Origin of the sequence: Flavobacterium sp. (assembly GCF_025352425.1) — a bacterium.
Lineage (GTDB): Bacteria > Bacteroidota > Bacteroidia > Flavobacteriales > Flavobacteriaceae > Flavobacterium.
The window spans coordinates 57322-79320 of the sequence record NZ_JANXTI010000031.1 but is presented as its reverse complement, the minus strand read 5'-3'; the positions used below and the strand labels follow the sequence as shown (position 1 = coordinate 79320).

At 35.5% G+C, this 21999-nt stretch carries 19 protein-coding genes; 9 read left to right on the top strand and 10 right to left on the bottom strand.

From position 1 onward, the window contains the following. Window positions 1-133 precede the first annotated feature (133 nt). The 4 genes from sufD to Q0Q99_RS04235 form a co-directional block, all read right to left on the bottom strand. Window positions 134-1450, bottom strand: coding sequence for a Fe-S cluster assembly protein SufD (gene sufD, locus Q0Q99_RS04250; protein ID WP_293891929.1), 1317 nt, complete (start codon window positions 1448-1450; stop codon window positions 134-136). Between the two features lie 68 nt (window positions 1451-1518). Further along, a complete protein-coding gene (gene sufC / locus Q0Q99_RS04245) occupies window positions 1519-2271 on the bottom strand; it encodes a Fe-S cluster assembly ATPase SufC (protein WP_293891926.1) in 753 nt (250 codons plus the stop codon). A 24-nt stretch (window positions 2272-2295) separates the two neighbouring features. Next, window positions 2296-3744, bottom strand: a complete 1449-nt coding sequence (sufB, locus tag Q0Q99_RS04240; protein ID WP_293891923.1) for a Fe-S cluster assembly protein SufB — start codon at window positions 3742-3744, stop codon at window positions 2296-2298. 16 nt (window positions 3745-3760) lie between these two features. After that, window positions 3761-4090, bottom strand: coding sequence for an iron-sulfur cluster assembly accessory protein (locus Q0Q99_RS04235; RefSeq protein ID WP_293891921.1), 330 nt, complete (start codon window positions 4088-4090; stop codon window positions 3761-3763). A gap of 166 nt (window positions 4091-4256) precedes the next feature. Between Q0Q99_RS04235 and Q0Q99_RS04230 the strand changes: the two genes are divergently transcribed. The 7 genes from Q0Q99_RS04230 (at window position 4257) to Q0Q99_RS04200 (ending at window position 12091) form a co-directional block, all read left to right on the top strand. Next, window positions 4257-5117, top strand: coding sequence for an MBL fold metallo-hydrolase (locus Q0Q99_RS04230; protein WP_293891919.1), 861 nt, complete (start codon window positions 4257-4259; stop codon window positions 5115-5117). 87 nt (window positions 5118-5204) lie between these two features. After that, window positions 5205-6779: a S8 family peptidase gene (locus Q0Q99_RS04225; RefSeq protein WP_293891917.1), complete on the top strand. Its 1575-nt coding sequence runs from the start codon at window positions 5205-5207 to the stop codon at window positions 6777-6779. A 45-nt stretch (window positions 6780-6824) separates the two neighbouring features. Then, window positions 6825-8711, top strand: a complete 1887-nt coding sequence (locus Q0Q99_RS04220; RefSeq protein WP_293891914.1) for a M1 family metallopeptidase — start codon at window positions 6825-6827, stop codon at window positions 8709-8711. 78 nt (window positions 8712-8789) lie between these two features. Beyond that, entirely contained in the window at window positions 8790-9200 is a 411-nt protein-coding gene (locus Q0Q99_RS04215) for a hypothetical protein (RefSeq protein WP_293891911.1), read from the top strand. A 1-nt stretch (window position 9201) separates the two neighbouring features. Continuing rightward, window positions 9202-9591 carry a ribonuclease P protein component gene (rnpA, locus tag Q0Q99_RS04210; protein WP_293891908.1) on the top strand — a complete coding sequence of 130 codons (390 nt, stop codon included), beginning with the start codon at window positions 9202-9204 and terminating at the stop codon, window positions 9589-9591. 48 nt (window positions 9592-9639) lie between these two features. Beyond that, the gene (locus Q0Q99_RS04205) at window positions 9640-11277 is read left to right on the top strand and encodes a S41 family peptidase (RefSeq protein ID WP_293891905.1); all 1638 of its coding nucleotides are present in this window, start codon (window positions 9640-9642) and stop codon (window positions 11275-11277) included. A gap of 1 nt (window position 11278) precedes the next feature. After that, on the top strand, window positions 11279-12091 hold the full coding sequence (locus Q0Q99_RS04200; protein ID WP_293891902.1) for an OmpA family protein: 813 nt from the start codon (window positions 11279-11281) through the stop codon (window positions 12089-12091). On the opposite strand, the gene Q0Q99_RS04195 is transcribed toward Q0Q99_RS04200, so the two are convergent. The 4 genes from Q0Q99_RS04195 to pgk all read right to left on the bottom strand — a co-directional run bounded on the left by Q0Q99_RS04195 (window position 12088) and on the right by pgk (window position 17084). After that, complete coding sequence (locus Q0Q99_RS04195) at window positions 12088-12534, bottom strand: GNAT family N-acetyltransferase (protein WP_293891899.1); 447 nt, start codon at window positions 12532-12534, stop codon at window positions 12088-12090. The two genes, Q0Q99_RS04200 and Q0Q99_RS04195, sit on opposite strands and share 4 nt — an antisense overlap. 3 nt (window positions 12535-12537) lie before the next feature. Further along, window positions 12538-13509, bottom strand: a complete 972-nt coding sequence (locus Q0Q99_RS04190) for a DUF4837 family protein (RefSeq protein ID WP_293891896.1) — start codon at window positions 13507-13509, stop codon at window positions 12538-12540. Window positions 13510-13548: 39 nt separating this feature from the next. Then, complete coding sequence (locus Q0Q99_RS04185; protein ID WP_293891893.1) at window positions 13549-15798, bottom strand: LysM peptidoglycan-binding domain-containing protein; 2250 nt, start codon at window positions 15796-15798, stop codon at window positions 13549-13551. 98 nt (window positions 15799-15896) lie between these two features. Further along, window positions 15897-17084, bottom strand: a complete 1188-nt coding sequence (gene pgk / locus Q0Q99_RS04180) for a phosphoglycerate kinase (protein ID WP_293891891.1) — start codon at window positions 17082-17084, stop codon at window positions 15897-15899. Between the two features lie 214 nt (window positions 17085-17298). On the opposite strand from pgk, the gene Q0Q99_RS04175 reads away from it, so the two are divergent. Further along, the gene (locus tag Q0Q99_RS04175) at window positions 17299-18447 is read left to right on the top strand and encodes a DNA polymerase III subunit delta' (RefSeq protein WP_293891888.1); all 1149 of its coding nucleotides are present in this window, start codon (window positions 17299-17301) and stop codon (window positions 18445-18447) included. A 5-nt stretch (window positions 18448-18452) separates the two neighbouring features. Beyond that, window positions 18453-18839: a DoxX family protein gene (locus tag Q0Q99_RS04170; RefSeq protein ID WP_293891885.1), complete on the top strand. Its 387-nt coding sequence runs from the start codon at window positions 18453-18455 to the stop codon at window positions 18837-18839. On the opposite strand, the gene Q0Q99_RS04165 is transcribed toward Q0Q99_RS04170, so the two are convergent. After that, complete coding sequence (locus Q0Q99_RS04165; RefSeq protein ID WP_293891882.1) at window positions 18840-21104, bottom strand: helix-turn-helix domain-containing protein; 2265 nt, start codon at window positions 21102-21104, stop codon at window positions 18840-18842. It lies immediately after the preceding gene. Between the two features lie 99 nt (window positions 21105-21203). Beyond that, the gene (locus Q0Q99_RS04160) at window positions 21204-21791 is read right to left on the bottom strand and encodes an OmpH family outer membrane protein (protein ID WP_293892181.1); all 588 of its coding nucleotides are present in this window, start codon (window positions 21789-21791) and stop codon (window positions 21204-21206) included. Window positions 21792-21999 lie beyond the last annotated feature (208 nt).

The window sequence follows — 21999 nt, the reverse complement described above, 5'->3', positions numbered from 1 at the left end:
CAAATTAAGCCAGATGAAAAATTTCCTCAAAGTTTTCGGTGTTTTACTACTTATTCTTCTTGTTTATTTACGCATTGCTATTTATCCACAACTGGATTTGATTTCTGGGTTTTGTCGGAAGACAGCCTTTTTTTTATAAATCAAAGCCCAAATTCACACCCAATTTTGTAGCAATAATTTTGGTAATGCGTTGTTTTAGTTCCGGGATTTTGATGCTTTCAATCACTTCGTTTGAAAAAGCATACATCAATAATGCTTTGGCTTCTTTCTTTGGAATTCCACGTGACTGCATGTAAAACATAGCATTTTCGTCTAATTGTCCAATCGTACAACCATGAGAACATTTCACATCGTCAGCAAAAATTTCCAGTTGTGGTTTGGCGTTAATTGTCGCTTTGTCGCCTAACAAAATATTATTGTTTTGCTGAAAAGCATCTGTTTTCTGCGCTTCTTTTTCTACAAAGATCTTACCGTTAAAAACTCCCGTTGAACTTCCCGCCAAAATAGTTTTATAGTTCTGATGGCTTTCGCAGTTTGGCGTTGCATGATTTACTAAAGTATAATGATCAACATGCTGTTTGTCGCCAATAATCGTAATTCCTTTTAAGGTTGAATCGATTCTTTCGCCAAAATGGTAAAAATTAAGGTTGTTTCTTGTGATGTTTCCACCAAAAGAAAACGTATGAACCGACACAAAACTTTCCTGCTTTTGAGAAATATAGGTATTGTCAATAAGGTTTGCCGATTGTAAATCGTTTTGAATTTTGTAGTAATCAACGATAGCACGTTTTTGAGCAAAAATCTCGGTAACCGAATTGGTCAACACCGGATTTTCATTCAACGATTGATGTCTTTCTATAATTTGAACATGAGCATTTTCACCAATAATTACCAGATTTCTTGGTTGAACCATTAAAGCACTTTCAACTCCGGTCGAGAAATAAATGATTTCAATTGGCTTCTCTACCACTTTGCTTTTCGGAATATTTATATACGCTCCTTCATTGGCGAAAGCGGTATTCAAAGATGTCAACGTTTCGTCTTTACTGGCAATTTTGTTGAAATATTCATCAATCACCATTTTATATTTTGGCTTATTCAATGCCGATGACATTAAACAAACGTCTAAACCGTCATGAGTGGTTGCCGATAAAAACGAACTGAATTTTCCATCTACAAAAATCACTTTGTGTGTGTCGATTTCGTGTAGGAAATATTTCTTAACAGCTGGAAATTCTACCGCATTTTCGTGTTTTGGAAATACCGAATAGTCATCTTTTAAAATGGCATTCAGCGAGGTATATTTCCAAGCTTCCTCTTTTTTGGTTGGGAAACCTTTATTTTCAAAGTTTTTTATAGCCGAAGTCCGAATATCGTACAGCTCGCTGTGTACATCAATGCTTTCCTCGAACGCCATAAAAGACGCCATTAATTTATCTTTCAATTCCATATTTTTTGTTGCCGGTTATTGGTTGTCAGTTATTGTTATTAACAAAGAACTGAAAACAGAGAACTTTTTTAAACTTCTAATTCGGCTTTAATCCAGTCGTATCCTTTTTCTTCCAGTTCGTAAGCGAGCTCTTTTCCGCCTGATTTTACGATTTTTCCATCCATCAAAACATGAACGAAATCGGGAATGATATAATCCAACAAACGTTGATAATGCGTGATTACAACAACTGCATTGTCACTGCTTTTCAGTTTGTTTACGCCATTGGCAACAATTCGCAAAGCATCAATATCCAAACCTGAATCGGTTTCGTCAAGGATTGCCAATTTTGGCTGCATCATTGCCATCTGAAAAATCTCGTTACGTTTCTTTTCTCCGCCCGAAAAACCTTCGTTCAATGAACGCGAAAGGAACTTTCTATCGATTTCCAATAACTCTGATTTCTCTCGGATTAATTTCAGCATTTCGTTCGCCGGCATTTCTTCTTTCCCGTTGGCTTTGCGGCTTTCGTTGATTGCTGTTTTCATGAAATTAGTAACCGAAACGCCGGGAATTTCTACCGGATATTGAAACGACAGAAAAACGCCTTTATGTGCTCTTTCTTCGGGAGCTAATTCTGAAATATCGTCGCCTTCCAAAAGGATTTTGCCTTCTGAAACTTCATACTTTTCGTTTCCGGCAATGATGGAGGCAAGCGTGCTTTTTCCTGCTCCGTTTGGTCCCATAATGGCATGAACTTCTCCTGCATTTACCTGAAGGTTAATTCCCCTTAGTATTTCTTTGTCTTCAACACCTGCGTGTAAATTTTTTATCTGCAACATTTTTTGAATGTGTTTTTATTATGATTATCCTACGGAACCTTCTAATGAAATCTCGAGTAATTTTTGTGCTTCTACGGCAAATTCCATTGGCAATTTATTTAATACATCTTTACTGAAACCATTTACGATTAATGCAATTGCTTTTTCGGTTGGAATGCCTCGCTGATTGCAGTAGAAAACCTGGTCTTCTCCAATTTTTGAAGTCGTGGCTTCGTGTTCGATTATAGCGGATGAATTTTTGCTTTCGATGTATGGAAAAGTGTGAGCACCGCAGCTATTTCCCATCAACAACGAGTCGCATTGCGAAAAATTACGCGCGTTATCCGCTCTAGCGCTTATCTGAACCAAACCTCGATAACTATTTTGGGATTTTCCTGCTGAAATTCCTTTTGAAATGATAGTTGATTTGGTGTTTTTACCCAAATGTATCATTTTCGTTCCTGTATCGGCCTGTTGGTAATTATTGGTAACCGCGATGGAATAAAATTCGCCGATGGAATTATCGCCTTTTAAAATAACCGAAGGATATTTCCAGGTAATGGCCGAACCTGTTTCCACTTGTGTCCAGGAGATTTTCGCGCCTTTTTCACACAAACCTCTTTTGGTCACGAAATTGAAAACGCCGCCTTTTCCTTCCTTGTTTCCAGGATACCAGTTTTGAACCGTAGAATATTTAATTTCGGCATTATCTAATGCAATTAATTCCACAACCGCCGCGTGCAATTGATTTTCATCACGGCTTGGCGCGGTACAGCCTTCAAGATAGGAAACATAACTGCCTTCATCGGCAATCAAAAGCGTTCTTTCAAATTGTCCGGTTCCGGCCTGATTTATTCGGAAATAAGTGGATAATTCCATTGGGCAACGAACGCCTTTTGGAATATAACAGAAACTTCCGTCGGAGAAAACCGCTGAATTCAATGCTGCGTAGAAGTTATCCCTTTGTGGGACAATGGTTCCTAAATGTTTTCTAACTAATTCAGGATGTTCTTTAATTGCATCCGATATGGAGCAAAAAATAATACCTTTTTCATTTAACGTTTTCTTGAAAGTGGTTGCCACAGAAACCGAATCGACTACAATATCCATAGCGATATTGTTCATTTTTTTTTGCTCGTCAAGAGAGATTCCTAACTTCTTGTACATTTCCAAAAGTTCCGGATCAACATCGTCCAAGGTTTTATTTGGGTCCACTTTTTTTGGTGCCGAATAATAAGAAATTGCCTGAAAGTCGGGCTTTTGATAGTTAACATTTGCCCAATTTGGCTCTACCATTTCCTGCCAAGCACGAAAAGCTTCGATGCGCCAATCGGTCATCCATTGCGGTTCCTCTTTTTTTAAAGAAATAGCCCGGACAATGTCTTCATTTAGCCCAATAGGAAACGTTTCCGACTCAATGTCAGTGTAAAACCCGTATTCGTATTCTTTACTTTCGAGTTCAACTTTTAAATCGTCTTCGGTATATTTTGCCATCTTAGTTTGTTAATTTTTATAGCGAAAAAGATTCTCCGCATCCGCAGGTTCGGGATGCATTTGGATTGTTAAACACAAATCCTTTTCCGTTCAATCCGCCCGAAAATTCTAAAATTGTTCCTGCTAAATACAAGAATGATTTTTTCTCAACGGCAATCTTTATGTGATTATCTTCAAAAACTTTATCGTTTTCACCCAGTTCCTTATCGAATTTCAATTCATACGACAAGCCCGAGCAACCGCCACTTTTTACGCCCACACGAACGTAATCGTTGGCCGCATCAAAACCGTCTTCCTGCATCATCGAAACGATTTTTTTACTAGCATTATCAGAAACTTTAATCATGGCTTATTTTAATTTTGTCTAAATAATGGGCAAAGTTAACACAAATATCCATTATTGCCGCACAAGCATAGATTTTTATAACTAATTTAAGAATAGAAAAAATGATTTTGACCAATTTAAAGCGTATATTTTTAGTACTTTGCATTACTTTAAATTCTTATAATAAATGAAATTATATCCTATTGAAGCTGGGAATTTTAAACTTGACGGTGGCGCTATGTTTGGCGTCGTGCCAAAATCTATTTGGACTAAAACCAATCCGGCAGATGAAAATAATATGATTGACATTGCAGCAAGATGCATGCTGATTGAGGACGGAAACCGATTGATTTTAATTGATACGGGAATGGGAAATAAGCAATCGGAAAAATTCTTTGGCTATTATTCGTTGTGGGGAAATCATTCTCTGGACAAATCATTAACAACATATGGTTTTCATCGTGATGATATAACAGATGTTTTTATGACGCATTTGCATTTTGACCATTGTGGCGGAAGCGTGAATTGGAAGAAAGACAGATCGGGTTATGAAGTCGCTTTCAAAAATGCAAAATACTGGGCCAATGAAAACCATTGGAATTGGGCTACAAAACCAAATGCGCGTGAAAAAGCGTCATTTCTTTCAGAAAATATATTGCCCATGCAGGAAAGCGGGCAATTGAATTTTATTAAAAGACCGGACGGAGATTATCTGGAAAAATCAGAATTGGATTTTGGAATTTTCTTTGTTGATGGACATACCGAAAAAATGATGTTGCCACATATTCAATATCATGGAAAAACTATCGTTTTTTGTGCTGATTTGATTCCAACCGCCGGACATTTGCCATTGCCCTATGTCATGGGTTACGACACAAGGCCGCTTTTAACTCTGCCCGAAAAAGCCAAATTTTTAACCACGGCTGCAGAAAATAATTACTATTTATGGCTTGAACACGACGCACATAACGAAATTATAACGGTTGAAAATACAGAAAGAGGTATTCGGCTTAAGGAAACTTTTAGCAGCAAAGACATCTTAAGTTAGTCTTAATCATCTTAATGTATTGTTAATCCTTTCTCATGCTGTAACAAAACATTTTATTTTTACACCAATTAAATAAATTTAAAACAAATGAAATTTATAAAAATCCTTGTATTGTCATTATTTTCATTGACAATGTTTGCCCAAACAGCTACTAATCCATTAGCTAAAAAAACGCCATTAACAGACCAACAGCTAAAACGCTGGAGTCATCTTGACCTAGAAAAGGATTCTATTCCCGGAATGAGTGTAGATAAAGCTTACACTGAATTACTGAAAAACAAAAAAAGTACAAAAGTAATTGTCGCAGTTGTAGATTCAGGCGTTGACACAAATCAGGAAGATCTAAAGTCTTTCATTTGGACCAATAAAAAAGAAATTCCAAACAATGGAAAGGATGATGACAAAAATGGATTCATTGATGATGTTCATGGCTGGAATTTTTTAGGCGATTCAAATAATGAAAACCTTGAAATGGTTCGTATTTTGAAAAAAGGTGATGATGGTTCCGAAGTTTACAAACGAGCATTGGCTGACTACACAGAAAACTTAAAAGACGTTCAGGATTCAAAAGAAAGTGTAGATGTTCTGCTTAACGCTGATAAAATGATTTGTGGAGTATTAAAAAAAGATAATTATACCATTTCCGAACTGAAAGATATGACCTCGGCTAAATTTGAATTGTATGACGCAAAGAGAATAATGCTGTCTTACGCTACTCAAAAAGGGGACTCTTTTCACGATGATTTAAAATCTTTTCAAACCTATGTATATGATCAGTTGGATTATAACCTGAATAAAGATTTTGACGCCAGAAAACTTGTTGGTGACAATCCTGAAGATATAAACGACAAAAAATACGGAACCAACGTAGTTTATTCTAAAGACCGTAAAGACTCGCTTCACGGTACTCACGTCGCTGGTATAATTGCGCAGGGAAGAGACAATGGACTCGGCGGAGATGGTGTAGCGAACAATGTAGAAATTATGCCTGTTCGTGCGGTGCCAAATGGCGATGAATATGATAAGGATATTGCTCTAGCGATACGTTACGCTGTTGATAATGGTGCAAAAGTGATTAACGGAAGTTTTGGAAAAGATTATTCTCCTCATGCTGGATGGGTTTATGATGCTATAAAATATGCCGCAAGTAAAGATGTGCTAATTGTCCACGCTGCAGGGAATGATGCTAAAAATATTGATACCGAACCTAACTTTCCAACTGACGACGTAGATGGAAAGGAAATTGCCGATAACGTATTGACTGTTGGTGCTTTAAATTATGAATACGGAGAAAAAGTTATTGCGAAATTTTCTAACTATGGAAAACGAAATGTAGATGTTTATGCCCCTGGTGTAAAAATTTACGCAACGGTTCCTGGGAATAAATACAAATACCTTCAGGGAACGTCTATGGCTTCACCAAATGCCGCCGGCGTCGCAACTTTGCTTCGTGAATATTATCCAAATTTAAAAGCGGCGCAAGTAAAACAAATTTTAATGCAATCCGGAACGCCATTAAACCTTGAAGTTCTGGTCGATTCAAAACGAATAAAAATTCCATTTTCCGAAGCTTCTGTTTCAGGAAAAATAGTCAACGCCTACAGTGCGCTGAAAATGGCAGAGGAAATATCGAAGTCGGCAAAAAGTAATCCAAAATTATAACCGGAAAGGAAGCGTAAAAACTTCCTTTTTTTATTTCATTTCAGCATGGGCAATAAGTTTTTACTTGGTTTTACTCTATTGAGCATTACTTCTGTGTCAGCACAATCAAAAGGATATTGGCAGCAAAAAGTAGATTATAAAATGGAAGTTTCTATGGATGTGAAAACCTATCGATACACAGGAAAACAGAAACTCGTATATACTAATAATTCTTCCGATACCCTACGTCGCGTTTATTACCATTTATTCAATAATGCTTTTCAGCCGGGAAGTGAAATGGACATGTGTGCCCAAACAATTGCTGATCCTGATGGCAGATTTCTTATTAAAACCAAAACTCCTGATGGCAAAGAAATCAGGGAAAGCCGTATTTCCAAATTAAAACCGGAAGAAATAGGTTATCTGAAAATTTCCAACTTCAAACAAGATGGAATTTCCGCTAACACTAAAGAAGTTTCAACCATTCTTGAAGTGACTTTAGTTAAGCCAATTCTACCAGGAAAATCAACTGTTTTTACTCTTGATTTTGACGGACAGGTTCCTGTTCAGATTCGACGTTCGGGAAGAAATAATTCAGTCGGTGTGGAACTTTCAATGGCACAATGGTATCCAAAAATGGCGGAATTTGATTTTGAAGGCTGGCATGCCGATCCTTATATTGCAAGAGAATTTCACGGAGTTTGGGGCGATTTTGATGTTAGCATTACTATCGACAAAAATTACATTCTTGGCGGAACAGGTTATCTGCAGAATAATAACGAGATTGGTTTTGGCTATGAAGATAAAGGCAAAGTGATAAAAAAAGACGCAAACGCAAAAACCCTGACATGGCATTTTATAGCGCCAAATGTTCACGATTTTACCTGGGCTGCCGATAAAGATTATCTTCACGATGTTATTAAGGGGCCAAACAATGTCGACTTGCATTTTCTTTACAAAAACAATCCAAAATACATTCAAAACTGGAAAGACCTTGAGCCTTTAATGGTAAGAGTAATGGATTTTTATAATAAAACCGTTGGTGATTATCCCTACAAACAATATTCTTTTATTCAGGGTGGCGACGGCGGAATGGAATATGCCATGTGTACATTGTTACTTGGAACCGGAACTGCGAGGGATATGATGCAAGCGGCACCACATGAATTGGCTCATTCATGGTTTCAGCAGATTTTAGCTTCAAATGAATCAAAACATCCCTGGATGGACGAAGGCTTTTCGACATATATCGAATATTTAGCACTGAATGAAATTCCGGATAAAAAAACGGAAAATCCTTTTAAATCAATTTACAAAACGTATTACAATTTAGTAGAATCGGGAAAAGAACAACCTCTTTCCACACATGGCGACAGGTTTGATGTGAACAGAAGTTATACGATTGCTTCTTATTACAAAGGCGCGCTTTTCCTAACTCAGTTAGAATACCTCATCGGAACTGAAAATACCAGAAAAGCGTTGAAACGTTTCTATTCCGATTTCAAGTTTAAACATCCAACGCCAAACGATATAAAACGAACCGCAGAACGCATTTCAGGCGCTAATTTAGATTGGTATCTAACCGATTGGACGGAAACCCTTAACACAGTTGATTATGGAATTAAGAATGTTGAAGGCGCAACTGACGCGGTGCTCAGAACTTGCGTTTCTCTAGAAAGAATTGGCAGAACGCCAATGCCTATGGATGTTTTAGTAGAATATACAGATGGCACAAAGGAGAGTTTCTATGTTCCGTTACGGATGATGAGTTTTGAAAAAGAAAACCCAACTCCGGAAATTAAACGAACTATTTTAACTGACTGGACTTGGGCCAATCCAAATTATTTTTTTGAAATTCCAAAAGCAAAAAATTCTATCAAAAAAATCACGCTCGACCCAAGCGGTTTAATGGCCGATGTTAAAAGAGACAATAATGTATATGAAGTGAAGTAAACTCAAAGTGAAACTTTTAAGGTTTTCTTTTTTCTGGAATAGAATTTGTAGATTTACCGCAATAAAAAAAATGAAAAAATGAAATCCATCCAACTTCTTATTATTTCCCTTTTTTTAAGTTTTGGAAGTGTTGCTTCGGGGCAACCTATTCGTTTTCAAACCAGCAGCGTAAGTTTTACAGATAAAAAAGACAACGGAAGCTGGAATGAGTGGTCTGATTTTGTAAACGCTAAAGTTTTGATAACACTTGATCCGAAAAAAGATTTGATTATGATTAATTCTTCTGAAGTACAGTCATTTAAAATTAAAGCTTATGGCGAAATAACAGATAATGAAGATGTAAACATTGTTCCTTTTGAATGCGTTGACAATAAATTTTCGAAGTGTAATATCTTAATCATTACCAAGAAAAAGGAAAATAACAGGGTGCAGTTTTACATTACTTACAATGAAGTAAAATTCGTTTACAATATTTACCCCGTCAAGTAGCATGGATTTTTCATATCCAAAAACCGAAAAACTTAAAAGCAAAAAAATTATCGATTTACTTTTTACCGAAGGCAAATCGGTTAGTAAATATCCGTTGCGTTTGGTTTTTATAAAACATGATTTTGAAGAAGAAGTGCCTTTAAAAATTGGTGTTTCAGTATCAAAAAAATATTTTAAAAATGCCGTTGACCGAAATTATTTCAAGCGCATTTTAAGAGAATCCTATCGATTAAACAAACAGCTTTTGATTGAAAATATAGAGGCTAAATATTGCATTATGTTTTTTTATCAGACGAATGAAAAATTTACTTATCCCGAAATAAACGAAAAGACTATTCATCTTTTTGAAAAGTTTATCAAAGTTATTAAAGAAGAAAAAAACACAATCTAAACAGGAGCTTATTTGTTATATTAGTAAACTTTTTAAAAAGAAAAGACCATGTTCATAAAAATTAAAAAAAGATATTTTATCCCCGCAATTTTGAGTATTTTTCTCTTTGTTGGTGTTAGTTTTAAAGATGATTTTTTTGAAATTTCAAAACAAATTGAAATCTTCACTACGCTTTTTAAAACAGTTAATCAAAACTATGTAGACGAAACAACCCCGGCTGAATTAATGGACAAAGCCATTAAAAGCATGCTGGCCGATTTGGATCCGTATACAAATTATTTTAACGAACAGGATGTTATCAGATTCAAAATAAATAACACTGGTGAATACACCGGAATTGGTGCCATGATTACCCGAAAAGAAGACAAACTCATCATCAAGGAACCCTACAAAGGATTTCCTGCAGACAAAGCTGGATTAAAAGCCGGTGACGAAATCACTCAGATTGGCGACGTTCTTTTAGCAGATTTCAAAGACGATGCTTCCCAATTGATGAAAGGCGCAAAAGGCACGAAGATTAACATCAAATATTTGCGTCAGGGAAAACCAATGAGCACGCAGTTGATTCTGGACGAAGTTGCTGTAAAAGCAGTTCCTTTTTATGGAATGGTGGATGATAAAACAGGTTATATTGTCTTATCTCAATTCAATCAAAAAGCTTCATTAGAAACAAAGGAGGCATTGGAGAAACTAAAAACTGATGGAGCGACTCAAATTGTTTTGGACCTGCGTGGAAATCCTGGCGGATTATTGAATGAAGCTGTTAATATTTGCAATCTTTTTGTTCCAAAAAATGAAATCATTGTAACGACAAAATCAAAGAATTCTAAATACAATAACACCTATAAAACAACCCGCGACCCTATTGATACTGAAATTCCATTGGTGGTTATTGTTGATGGTAAAAGTGCTTCCTCTTCGGAAATTGTTTCGGGCGCGTTGCAGGATTTAGACAGAGCGGTTATTGTCGGAAGCAGGAGTTATGGTAAAGGCTTGGTGCAACGTCCGTTTGATATGACTTATGGCACACAGGTAAAAGTGACCATTTCAAAATATTATACACCATCGGGAAGATGTATTCAGGCATTGAATTATTCGCATAAAGATAAAAGTGGTAAAGCAATAAGAACGGAAGAAAAAAATTATAACGCTTTCAAAACCAAAAAAGGTAGAACAGTTTATGATGGGGGAGGGATTCTGCCCGATGTTGTTTTGGAAAACACTAAAACAAGTGGCATTGCAGAAGCCTTGCAGAAAAATGATGGGATTTTTAATTACGTCACGTATTACTATTACAAAAACCCAACGCTTGGTGATAAAATTCCGACTATAACTGATGCGGATCTTAACGATTTTAAAACTTTCTTAAAGAGAGAAAAAATATCATTTGATACCGAAACTGAACTGGCCTTGAGAAACACCTTGGAAAAAGCAAAGAAAGAAAATGTAGATGTTGCTATTGCAACCGAATACCAACAATTGCTGTCGGCTTTGGAGAAAAGTGAGGAAACCTTGATAGACAAAAATCAAAAAGAAATCAAAAATTTAATTTTGGATGAAATTATAAAACGATACCAATACAAAGAAGGATTGTATCAATATTATGTCAAAAGCAATTTTGAAATCAAAAAGTCCGTTGAAGTCTTAAACGACAAATCACAGTATAACTCGATATTGAAGAATTAATATGAAGTTCTTAAAGTTTGTGCCGCTTTTATTTTGCTGTTTTCTTCAGGCTCAGGAAGAAGTCGTTCATTCGGTTTATTTTGAATTTGACAAATTTACGTTGAATGAAAAAGAAGTGAATGAGGCTATAGATTTTATCAAAAAAAATGATTCTACCCGTATCGAAGATATTCAAATTTTTGGCTACACGGATGATATTGGTAAAGATGCCTATAATTTCAAACTTTCTACAAAACGCGCTACGGCGATTCGGGACAAATTCATAGAAACCGGTATCAAAAGTAAAATTATAGTGACCATTGAAGGCAAAGGGCGGATTTTAATTGAAGATGATATGGTAGATAATCTTCCGGAGAAACGTTCTAAAAATCGCCGTGTAGATGTAGTTCTGCACTTAAAACCTTTGCCAAAAATTGAAATTCCAGGATTTTATAATACGGTTCAAAAACATCATATCATTGGTGATCATATATATTTGGACAATATTTTATTTGAAAGGGGAAGCAGCAAATTGCCATTTAAATCTAAAACAGAATTGGACAAAATTGCGCGTTTGTTAATGAAATATAAAACCCTTCAATTTGAAATTCAGGGGCATGTTTGCTGCACGCCGCCTTATCAAAAAGAAGCTATCGATTTAGATACCAGAAAAAGGCAACTATCAATAAATAGAGCCGAATCGGTTTATAAATATTTATTGATGAAAAAAATAGCCAAAACCCGCATGACTTATAAAGGTTACGGAAACACGGTGCCGCTTGGCAAAGGAGCAGATTATGACAGAAGGGTAGAGTTAGTCATTACAAAAACCTAATTTTTTTTCATTTCAATATGTGGAATATCGTCTTCTAAATACGTTTCACTGGTTTGAATAAAGCCGTGGCTTTCGTAGAATTTCTTTAAATATAATTGCGCCGAAATGGTGATTTTAGTTTCGCCAAACTGGTGCTTCATAAAATAAATTGCTTCTCTCATTAAGATGTGTCCCAGTTTTTTATCCCGATAGGTTGGTTTGATAACCACGCGTCCAATTGAAGCATCTTCAAAATAATCTTTCGGTTTAAACAATCTTGCATAAGCTACCGTTACTCCATCATCTTCACCTATAAGATGCAGCGCTTTTTGATCTTTGTTGTCAACATCCTGATAAGGGCATTTTTGCTCCACTATAAAGACCTCACTTCGCAAGTGTAGTAAATTATACAATTCAATAGTAGTTAGTGCCTTAAATCGCTTTATTTTCCATTCTAAGTTCATGTGCTATTTTTTAATTTGTATAGATTTAATAATCGATTCCAATTCAAACATTAAATCGCGCTTTTTCTTTGATGGCGCATAACAAAATCCTTCTAAAACTAAAATTCGTCGATTGTATTTATCATAAATGGCATAACTAATAAATGGCCCGGACATAAAATCGTTTTTCATCTGCCAAGTCCCCTTGGTTTCATAAGTGTTGTCTCCTGCCAATGTTGTTTCTGAAAAATAAGGCGAATAGGCTTCTTCTGTTACCATTGTTGTTCCGGGAGCTGAACCGTGAATATATAATTGCCCGATGGAATCGCGTGTTATTACAATATCGCTAACCGCATACCTTGGTCGGATATTTTTCCACGGTATTTCGTAAATGATTAAGCTTGTATTCCCGCTGACAATTTCACTTTTAAGCCAAATGAAGTTTTTTCTTCTCATGACATATTCGTATTTTGAAGGAATCAATAAATCTATATTAAATTTTTTTTGGATTTTTTTTGTGTCGAGTAATGAATCCTTGATAATTTTTTGATTGTGCGAAATTTCTATTGCACGCATTTTTTTAATAATATCGGGTGCGTTTTTTTCCAGGATTTCTAATATTTCGAAGGAAGTTTTTCCCGAAATGTGAAAGGCGTTTTGTGGCGAGGCAAATTCGTTTTCTTTTAGTTCAAATTTATTCTCATTGCCTTTTTTGATAATAAGAATATTACGACTATCGGTTGAGAATCCTTCAAAGAGTTTTACCGGATATTGGTTGATGGTAAATAAGGGTTCTTCTTGTGGTAAACCTAACACCGGAGAAGCAAACTTGTTCCTAATGCTGTCACCAACTTCCCCGTTCCAGAGCTGGTCATCAATAATTACAGCAATTGTATTTATGGCGGCGGATGAATCGTCGGGGAACTTTTCCTTTTTAAATGAACAGGAACTGACAAAAAAGGAGACAAAAAACAATAAAAAAAGGGTCTTATTCATACCTGAAATAAAACCCAAATTTATAGAAGATTTTCGGAATTAACCGTTAATTTTTAATTTCATACCGGCTTTTAAACTTTCGCTTTTAATTCCGTTCCATTTTTTTAAATCTGAAATCGAAACGCCTGGATATTTTTTGGCAATACTAAATAATGAATCGCCTTTTTTTACGTAATATAATTTTACTTCGTCTCTATCATTAACAACTATATTCTCCTTTTTAGCCGGTGTGATTTTGCTATCAGAAGAAACTACATATCTTTTACCAACGATTAATTTTGCGCCCAGTTGAACGTTGTTATCTTCAATTTTGTTCCAGTCTTTAATCTCTGAGACCGCAACATCATATTTACGGGCAATACTTCCTAAAGTTTCTCCTTTGTTAACAATATGTTCTGTAATTTTAACTTCGGTTTTATAGGCTGTTTCTTTTGCTGCTTCCGCATCATTATTAACTAATGCTAATTTTGAACCTTGTTCAACGTTCAAGTCGTTCAGATTATTCCATTTTTTTAAATCTTCTAAACTTACATTGAATTTTTTAGCAATGCTGAATAAATTATCACCTCTCTGAACTTCATAAAAATCGCTTGGCTTATCGTTTTCATTTGAAGCAACAGCAATTTCAGGAGCATTTTTATCTGTTTTTATTTCTTTTCTAACCGTAGTTACTACTCTTTCATTTTTAATAATTTTTAAGCTTTTTCCGGGAACTATATTGCTTCCTTTAATGTGATTCCATTTTTTTACTTCAGCGACAGAAACTCCATATTTATCGGAGATTTCACCAAGATTATCGCCTCTTTTTACTTTGTGGTATTTTACGACATCTTTATACGAAACCACTTTTTCTTCTTTGAATATTTTAGCGGTATTTGATGCTAAAGCTGTTGTTTCTTTTACAGAAGTTGTGTCGGGTTTTGTGAACTTTTTGTTATTTGATGCAATCGCTTCCTGGGTATAGATTTTTAATCTTCTGCCCATTGGCGCTTTGTTGCTTCGCAAATGATTCCATTTTTTAAGCTCTGACATTGTTATTCCATACTTGTCTGAAATCTCACTTAAACTATCACCTTTTCTAACTTTGTGGAATTTTACTCTTGAAACTGTGCCATCATTGTCCGAAAAATTCGAATTATTTGCCAACATACTTTCATATGGCCTTTCTCTTTTACTAGACTCATATTGAACGAAAGCATAAATCTTATCTTCATTGGAAGTAAAAACTGCAACTTTGTTAACCGGCAATCTTAAATAGTGATTTTCACCGGTGAAATATGGAATTTCCTCTCTCTTATACGATGGGTTTAGAAACTGCAGTTCTGCCACCGGAACATCTAACAAGTCTGAGATTTGTTTGAAAGTCATTGCATTTTTTATCATCACTGTATCCGTAGCGAAATGATTTGCAACAGCTCGATCAGGTTTTATACCGTGCTCTTTGTGGTATTCAAAAATATACATCGTCGCTAGAAAGGCCGGTAAATATCCTTGTGTTTCTTTTGGTAAATATTTTCGAATGTTCCAGTAATTCTGTTTTCCGCCCGAACGTCTGATGGCTTTTGCGACATTACCCGGTCCGGAATTATAGGAGGCAAGAACTAGATCCCAGTCACCAAAAATAGCATACATGTTTTTCATGTATTGTGTTGCGGCGTTACTGGCTTTCAAAGGATCGCTTCTGTCATCAACATACGAATTGATATTTAAATCATACTGTTTTCCGGTTTGATACATAAACTGCCACAAACCAGTTGCTCCAACTCTTGAAACCGCTCTTGGGTTTAACGCGGATTCTACAACGGATAAATATTTAATTTCCAAAGGAATATTTTGGGCTGCTAACGACTCTTCAAACATTGGAAAATAAAACTGGGAAATTCCCATCAATCTTTCAAATGCTTTTTTCCGGTTCTTTAAAAAAGATTTGATTACATTTTCTAAGCCTACATTATATTCAATGTTAAATGGCGACTTCTCGTCCATTTTTTTTAACCTTTCTTTCAGAAGTTCGGTGGGTAATTCGTAGTCGACTTTTTCGTCCACATTTATATTTTTTATATCTGTTGTTAGGTCCGAATATAAATCCAGACTTACCATTTCTTTCATCCACAAACTGTCGATGCACGAAGCCAGATTGTCATGAACAAATGTGGCTTTTATAGAATCTAGAACTTCTTTTCTGGTGAGCGGTTCTCTTTTTACAGATGTAGCAACGATTGCGTCTTGTGCAAAAATTGCCGAAGAAGCCATCAGTAATGCAAACGTGGTCAGTTTTTTTATAGTCATAACTTTATTTTATAAAGTGGTATATTTTAAATCTGTATGTTATAATTGAAAGCTCAATTGAATAACGTTTTTTATTGTTTTTTATTGTGCCCGACAAATTAATTTAAAATGGCAGCTATTCCCGGTAATACTCTTCCTTCAAGCATCTCCAGCATCGCACCGCCACCAGTTGAGACATAACTCATTTTATCTTCCAATCCGAATTGTTTTACCGCAGCGACTGAATCTCCACCGCCAACAAGTGAAAAAGCTCCATTATGTGTTGCTTCGGCAATATAATTTCCCAGTTCAATGGTTCCATTGGCAAAATTTTCCATTTCAAAAACGCCCAAAGGTCCATTCCATAGAATTGTTTTAGAATTCATTATGACCTCTTTAAAATTGGCTAATGACTTTGGTCCGGCGTCTAAACCTTGCCATCCATCAGGGATTTCCCTTACATCAACTATTTGCGTTTTGGCGTCATTTGCAAATGCATCTGCTGCAACAACATCAACCGGAATATGTATGTGAACGTTTTTTTGTTTGGCCAAACTTAAAATCTCTAATGCCAATTCTTGTTTGTCATCTTCGCAAATTGAATTGCCGATTTTTCCGCCTAGGGCTTTTATAAAAGTGAATGTCATTCCGCCACCTATAATCATGTGATCCACTTTGTCTAAAATATTCTCGATAACCGTAATTTTGGAAGATACTTTAGAACCTCCCAGAACCGCTGTAACCGGTTTAACCGAATTGTTTAAAACCCTATTTAAACTTTCTATTTCTTTGGCTAAAAGCAATCCAAAACATTTACGGTCCGGAAAAAATTTAGCAATTATTGTCGTTGATGCATGCGCTCTGTGAGCGGTGCCAAAAGCATCATTTACATAAATATCTCCCAATGAAGCCAATTCCTTAGCAAAATTTTCATCTCCAGCTTCTTCTTCAGCGTAAAAGCGGAGGTTTTCTAATAATAAAACCTCGCCAGGCTTTAAATTTTGAGCGGCGCTTGTCGCAATCTCTCCTCTACAATCAGAAGCAAATTGAACATTTACACCCAGTACTTCGCTTACTTTTGCAACAATATGTCGTACCGAATATTGGTCTTCTTTCCCTTTTGGTCTTCCTAAATGTGACATCAAAATTACAATGCCGCCATCCGCAAGAATCTTATCTATGGTTGGCTTTGCTGCCTCTATTCTGTTGGCATCAGTAACTTTAAAATTCTCGTCAATCGGCACATTGAAATCAACTCTAATTATTGCTTTTTTGGCGTTAAAATTAAAATCCTGAATTGTTTTCATTTTGTCTAGCAATAGTTTTGAGTCATTGCAAATATAATAAAATTTAGTTTCATCGATGATTTTTGTTCTTTTATCGATGATTTTTAATCAAATTTTAAGGGTTAAAAACTTTATTACCAATGAAATGTAACTTAATTAATGCGAAATTTGATTAATTTTCAGATTTAATGAGAGCCATTTTTAGTAACCTCTAAATTTCTTCTATATTTGCTCTATGCAGTTTTCAGACATACTTGGTCAGGATTATATTAAAAATCATCTAATAAAAAACGCATTGTCGGGGCGAATTCCACATGCCCAATTATTCGTTGGTCCGGAAGGATGTGGAACCTTGGCTATGGCGATTGCTTATGCACAATTTGTTTTGTGCAGTAATCAAGGTCAGGAAAATAGTGGTGGAAACGAAAGTTGCAATCTAAAGTTTCAATCATTATCACACCCTGATTTGCATTTTGTGTATCCAAATGTGACTAATGAAGATGTGAAAACAAAACCAAAAAGTGCTGATTTTATAATTGATTGGCGCGAGTTTGTTTCTCAAAATCCTTACGGAAGTCTATTTGATTGGTACAAGCATTTGGGCGTTCAGAACAAGCAAGGTGAAATCCGCGTAGAAGACGCTCAGGAAATTTTAAAGTCTTTAGCGCTGAAATCCTATGAAGGTGGTTATAAAATTATGATTGTTTGGATGGCGGATAAAATGAACATCGCTGCCTCCAACAAATTACTAAAATTGTTGGAAGAGCCTCCTCAGAAAACATTATTCCTGCTAATTTCTGAAAACGAAGAAGATATTATTCAAACAATTCGATCACGATGCCAAGTACTCCATTTTGCAGCGTTACCTGAAACTGAAATTTCAAAAGCATTAAAAGTCGGCTATTTTTTAGATGATTCTTCAGCGTCAAAAGTGGCTCATCAGGCACAAGGAAATTATAATAAAGCACTTCATATTGTAAAAAATGATGCCGAAGATCTTCCTTTTGAAAAGTGGTTTGTAGCTTGGGTTCGTGCTGCATTTACTGCAAAAAAGAATGCTTCAGCCATTCAGGATCTAATTTCATGGAGCGAAGAAATTGCGGGTTTGGGTCGCGAAGGACAAAAGCAGTTTTTGAATTATTGCATCGTTATGTTCCGCCAGGCTTTGCTGCACAATTACGAAACGAAAAATCTGGTTTACGTGGAACCACAAGTGGAAAACTTTACATTTGATAAATTTGCTCCGTTTGTAAATGGCAACAACATTAATCCAATTTTCAATGAACTCTCTGAGGCAATTTATCACATTGAACGGAACGGGAATGCCAAAATTATATTAACCGATTTATCGATAAAACTTACTCGATTAATTCATAAAAATTAACCACCATGACGAACACTGCTTCCATACTTGTTTTGCTTTTTCTTGCGGTTACCTTTGTGCAATCTGCGTATGATAAAATCTTTGGCTGGCAGGAAAATATAGACTGGCTTAAAGGCCATTTTGCCCATACTTCATTGCTAAAAAATCATGTCCCTCTTTCTTTAGGAGTTATTTTAATTCTGGAACTTTTGACAGGTGTTTTAACGTTGGTTGGTTGTGTTGAATTATTGATTAACGGAGGAAGAGCATTTGGTTTTTATGGCGCCGTTTTTTCCTGCATTACATTGATTTTACTGCTTTTAGGTCAACGTTTAGCTAAAGATTATGATGGTGCGCGAACGATTGCTATTTATTTTGTTCCCGCCATATTAGCTGTTTTTTGGTTGAGCTAATTACAAACTTGCTTTAAACATTTTCAATTCATCCCAAGTGAATTTATCTCCATATTGCTCTTTCAATCCGTTGAGGGTTTCTTCTTTATAACCTTTAAAGGCTTCGGCTAATTGTTGAATTTTTTCTGCGGGCAAAACATTTGAAATGGAGATGGTTTCTGTTTCTATAAGTTTCGCGATATGACCAGCAATGGTTTGGGTAGTAAGCTTACGGATTGCGGCAATTTCTTTGATAGAATTCTTTTCGAGCCATAATTCATGGGTTTCCTGAACGGTGGATTTTTTCGGAGTTTTATCTGTTTTTTTCTTTTTGGTATAGCGTTCTAAATCAACTTCATCTTCAATTAAAGTCACATTTAAATCTTTAAATTCTTCCCGAATGGTTTCCAGTTTTCTAATTTTGTAAAATTTAATTGCATCCGAAGATAATTTTTCTTTAGAAATTGTTTCACCTTTTACAACAGTTTCTATTAGCAATTTTGCTTTCATTAATTGTAAAACTGCCTTGGTTTGCAGCGTTTCCAAAACAATTAATTCATCATAAAACGCTTTCACTTTTTTAATCCGAATTACTTCTTCTAGTTTCCACAGAATTTCATAAACAAGATTATCTAAGGGTTTTAAAAAAAAGGAATGAGCGGCTTGAATTCTTTCGAAAACAAATTTAAAGTCAACTTCCTCTTCTTTAAAAAGTGAGTTTAATTGTGCGATGAATTTTCGGGATGAATCCAAAAGACTTTCGATAGATTCGGTCTGCTTTTTTGCCCAAACAGCATGCTTTGATTTGGCCGATAGTTCTGAATTTTCGTTATAACTAAACTGATGATTGCGCCATTCCTGAGCCAAATCTGTCCAATCAAAACTGGATCTCAAGTAGTTATGAATAAAATTTTTGGTTTCCTGCTTCAATGAGTTTTTCAAAAGTTCTTCATTAGCTTTGTTTTCGGCGTAGAGCATCACATCCTGGTCGCTGGAAATACCGTTCATTTGCAATGGAGAAAACAACACCAAGCCATTTAATGAACGTAATCGTGAAAGTGCCACATAGGCTTGTCCGGGAAGAAAAACCTGCGAAACATCGAGTGCCGCTTTGTCAAATGTTAATCCCTGGCTTTTATGAACGGTGATTGCCCAAGCTAATTTTATTGGATAATGCGTAAATGTTCCGAGTACTTCTTCATTGATTTCTTTGGTGTTTTCATCCACATAATAGCGGATGTTTTGCCATTCATAACGTTCTACTTCAATGGTTTTGTTTTCTTCGGGGAAGTGAACCATGATTTCTTCATCTGAAAGCGATTTAATGATACCCATTTTTCCGTTAAAATAATTTTTATCAAAAGACAAATCGTTTTTGATAAACATTACTTGAGCTCCGACTTTTAGTTCTAATTTCTCTTCCAAAGGAAAAATCTTATCGGGAAAATCATCCACAATTAACGCTTTGTATACTTTAGAATTTCCTTTTAAATCAATCAGTGATTGTGTATTTACAGAATCGGCTTTAACGTTGTGCGTTGTCAAAATGATGTAGCCTTTATTGGCTTTCAAATCAAAATTGGGTTGTACAAATTGATTGAGAATTTGAATATCGCTTTGCGAAATCTGATTATTCCTTAAGTTATTTAAAACCGAGATGAACTGTTCATCCGTTTGCCGGAAAATCTTAGATAACTCAATATATAAAGGTGGATTTTGCTGAATAACGTGCGAATGAAAAAAGAATTTTCCTTTGTAATAAGATTGTAATATTCGCCATTCGTCGTCGCGAATTATAGGTGGCAATTGCAATAAATCGCCAATAAAAAGGATCTGAACACCCCCAAAAGGTATATTTTTTCTTCGAACAGATTGCAACATAAAGTCTATAGCATCCATCAAATCGGAGCGCAACATACTGACTTCGTCAATAATTAGCAATTCCATATTCTGAATAACAGATTTCTTCAACCCACTCATTTTGAAATGCCGGCGTAAAGTTGCCTTGGTTTCAAACTTAGAATTCTCTGAAAATTGAGGCGTAGAATTATCGGGAATAAATCCTCCGAAAGGCAACTGAAACATCGTATGAATAGTAACACCGCCAGCGTTTAAAGCTGCAATTCCTGTAGGCGCAACAACGACACAGTTTTTGTGTGTTGATTTGATAATTTCTTTAAGAAGTGTGGTTTTTCCTGTTCCGGCTTTTCCCGTAAGGAAAATGGAGCGATTGGTTTGATTAATAAATTGCAAAACATAGTTTGCTTCGGCTGATAGTGATTCCATGGCTTATAATTTAAGATGCAAATATAAAACATTGTATTTCAACATACAACAAAAAAAAGCCTACAAATTGAGGCTTTTTATTCTTACAAAAAAATTATATTATTTCTTTTCTTCCTTTGGAGCTTGTTTCGCTTGGCTTGAATCTTCTTTTTTGCCAGCAGATTTATATTTGTCGTTTACCATCTTAATTACTTCTTTGGTGATATCATAGTTGTCTTTTGCATATAAAATTGATGGTGATGCATCGCCTGATCCGTAAATATAATCGTAACCTTTTTCCTTTCCATATTCTTTTAGCATCTTTCTATAGCTGCTAACTAACGTGTCTATTTCATTACCGCTTTCTTGCTGCAACTGTTGCAGCATTGCCTGTTGTGCATAGTTTAATTGTTGTTCTCTTTGTGACAATTCAGCGCCTTTTTGTTGTGCCCATGCTGGGCCATTTGCCTGCGCGTTCTTCTTAAAACTTGCCGCTTCTGATTTGAAACGGGCTACTTCAGCTTCTAACTGATTACCCATTACTTTTGATTTGTCTTTGTATTTCGCTCCGATATCTTTAGCTTCTGTTGATTCGTCCATTAGTTTTGAAGTATCGACGTAAGCTGTCTTAAATTCTTTTATTTCTGTTGTTTTATTGCAGGAAATAATTGCAATTACAAACGTAAAAAGGAGAACTGTTTTTTTAATCATGATTTGATAAATTTAATTTGTGTTTCAAAAGTATAAAATAAAATTCATTTAGCTAAGAGTTGAATTTTAGAGTTTTTTGTATGATAATTTTAAGTTATTGTAAAAATATTTTTTATAGGTAATGGCTATTAAAATCAACCTCAAATAAAGCCCTTTAAAAGCGTTTCTTATTTGAAATGGCTTGATGCATGTTCTGATTTCGTTT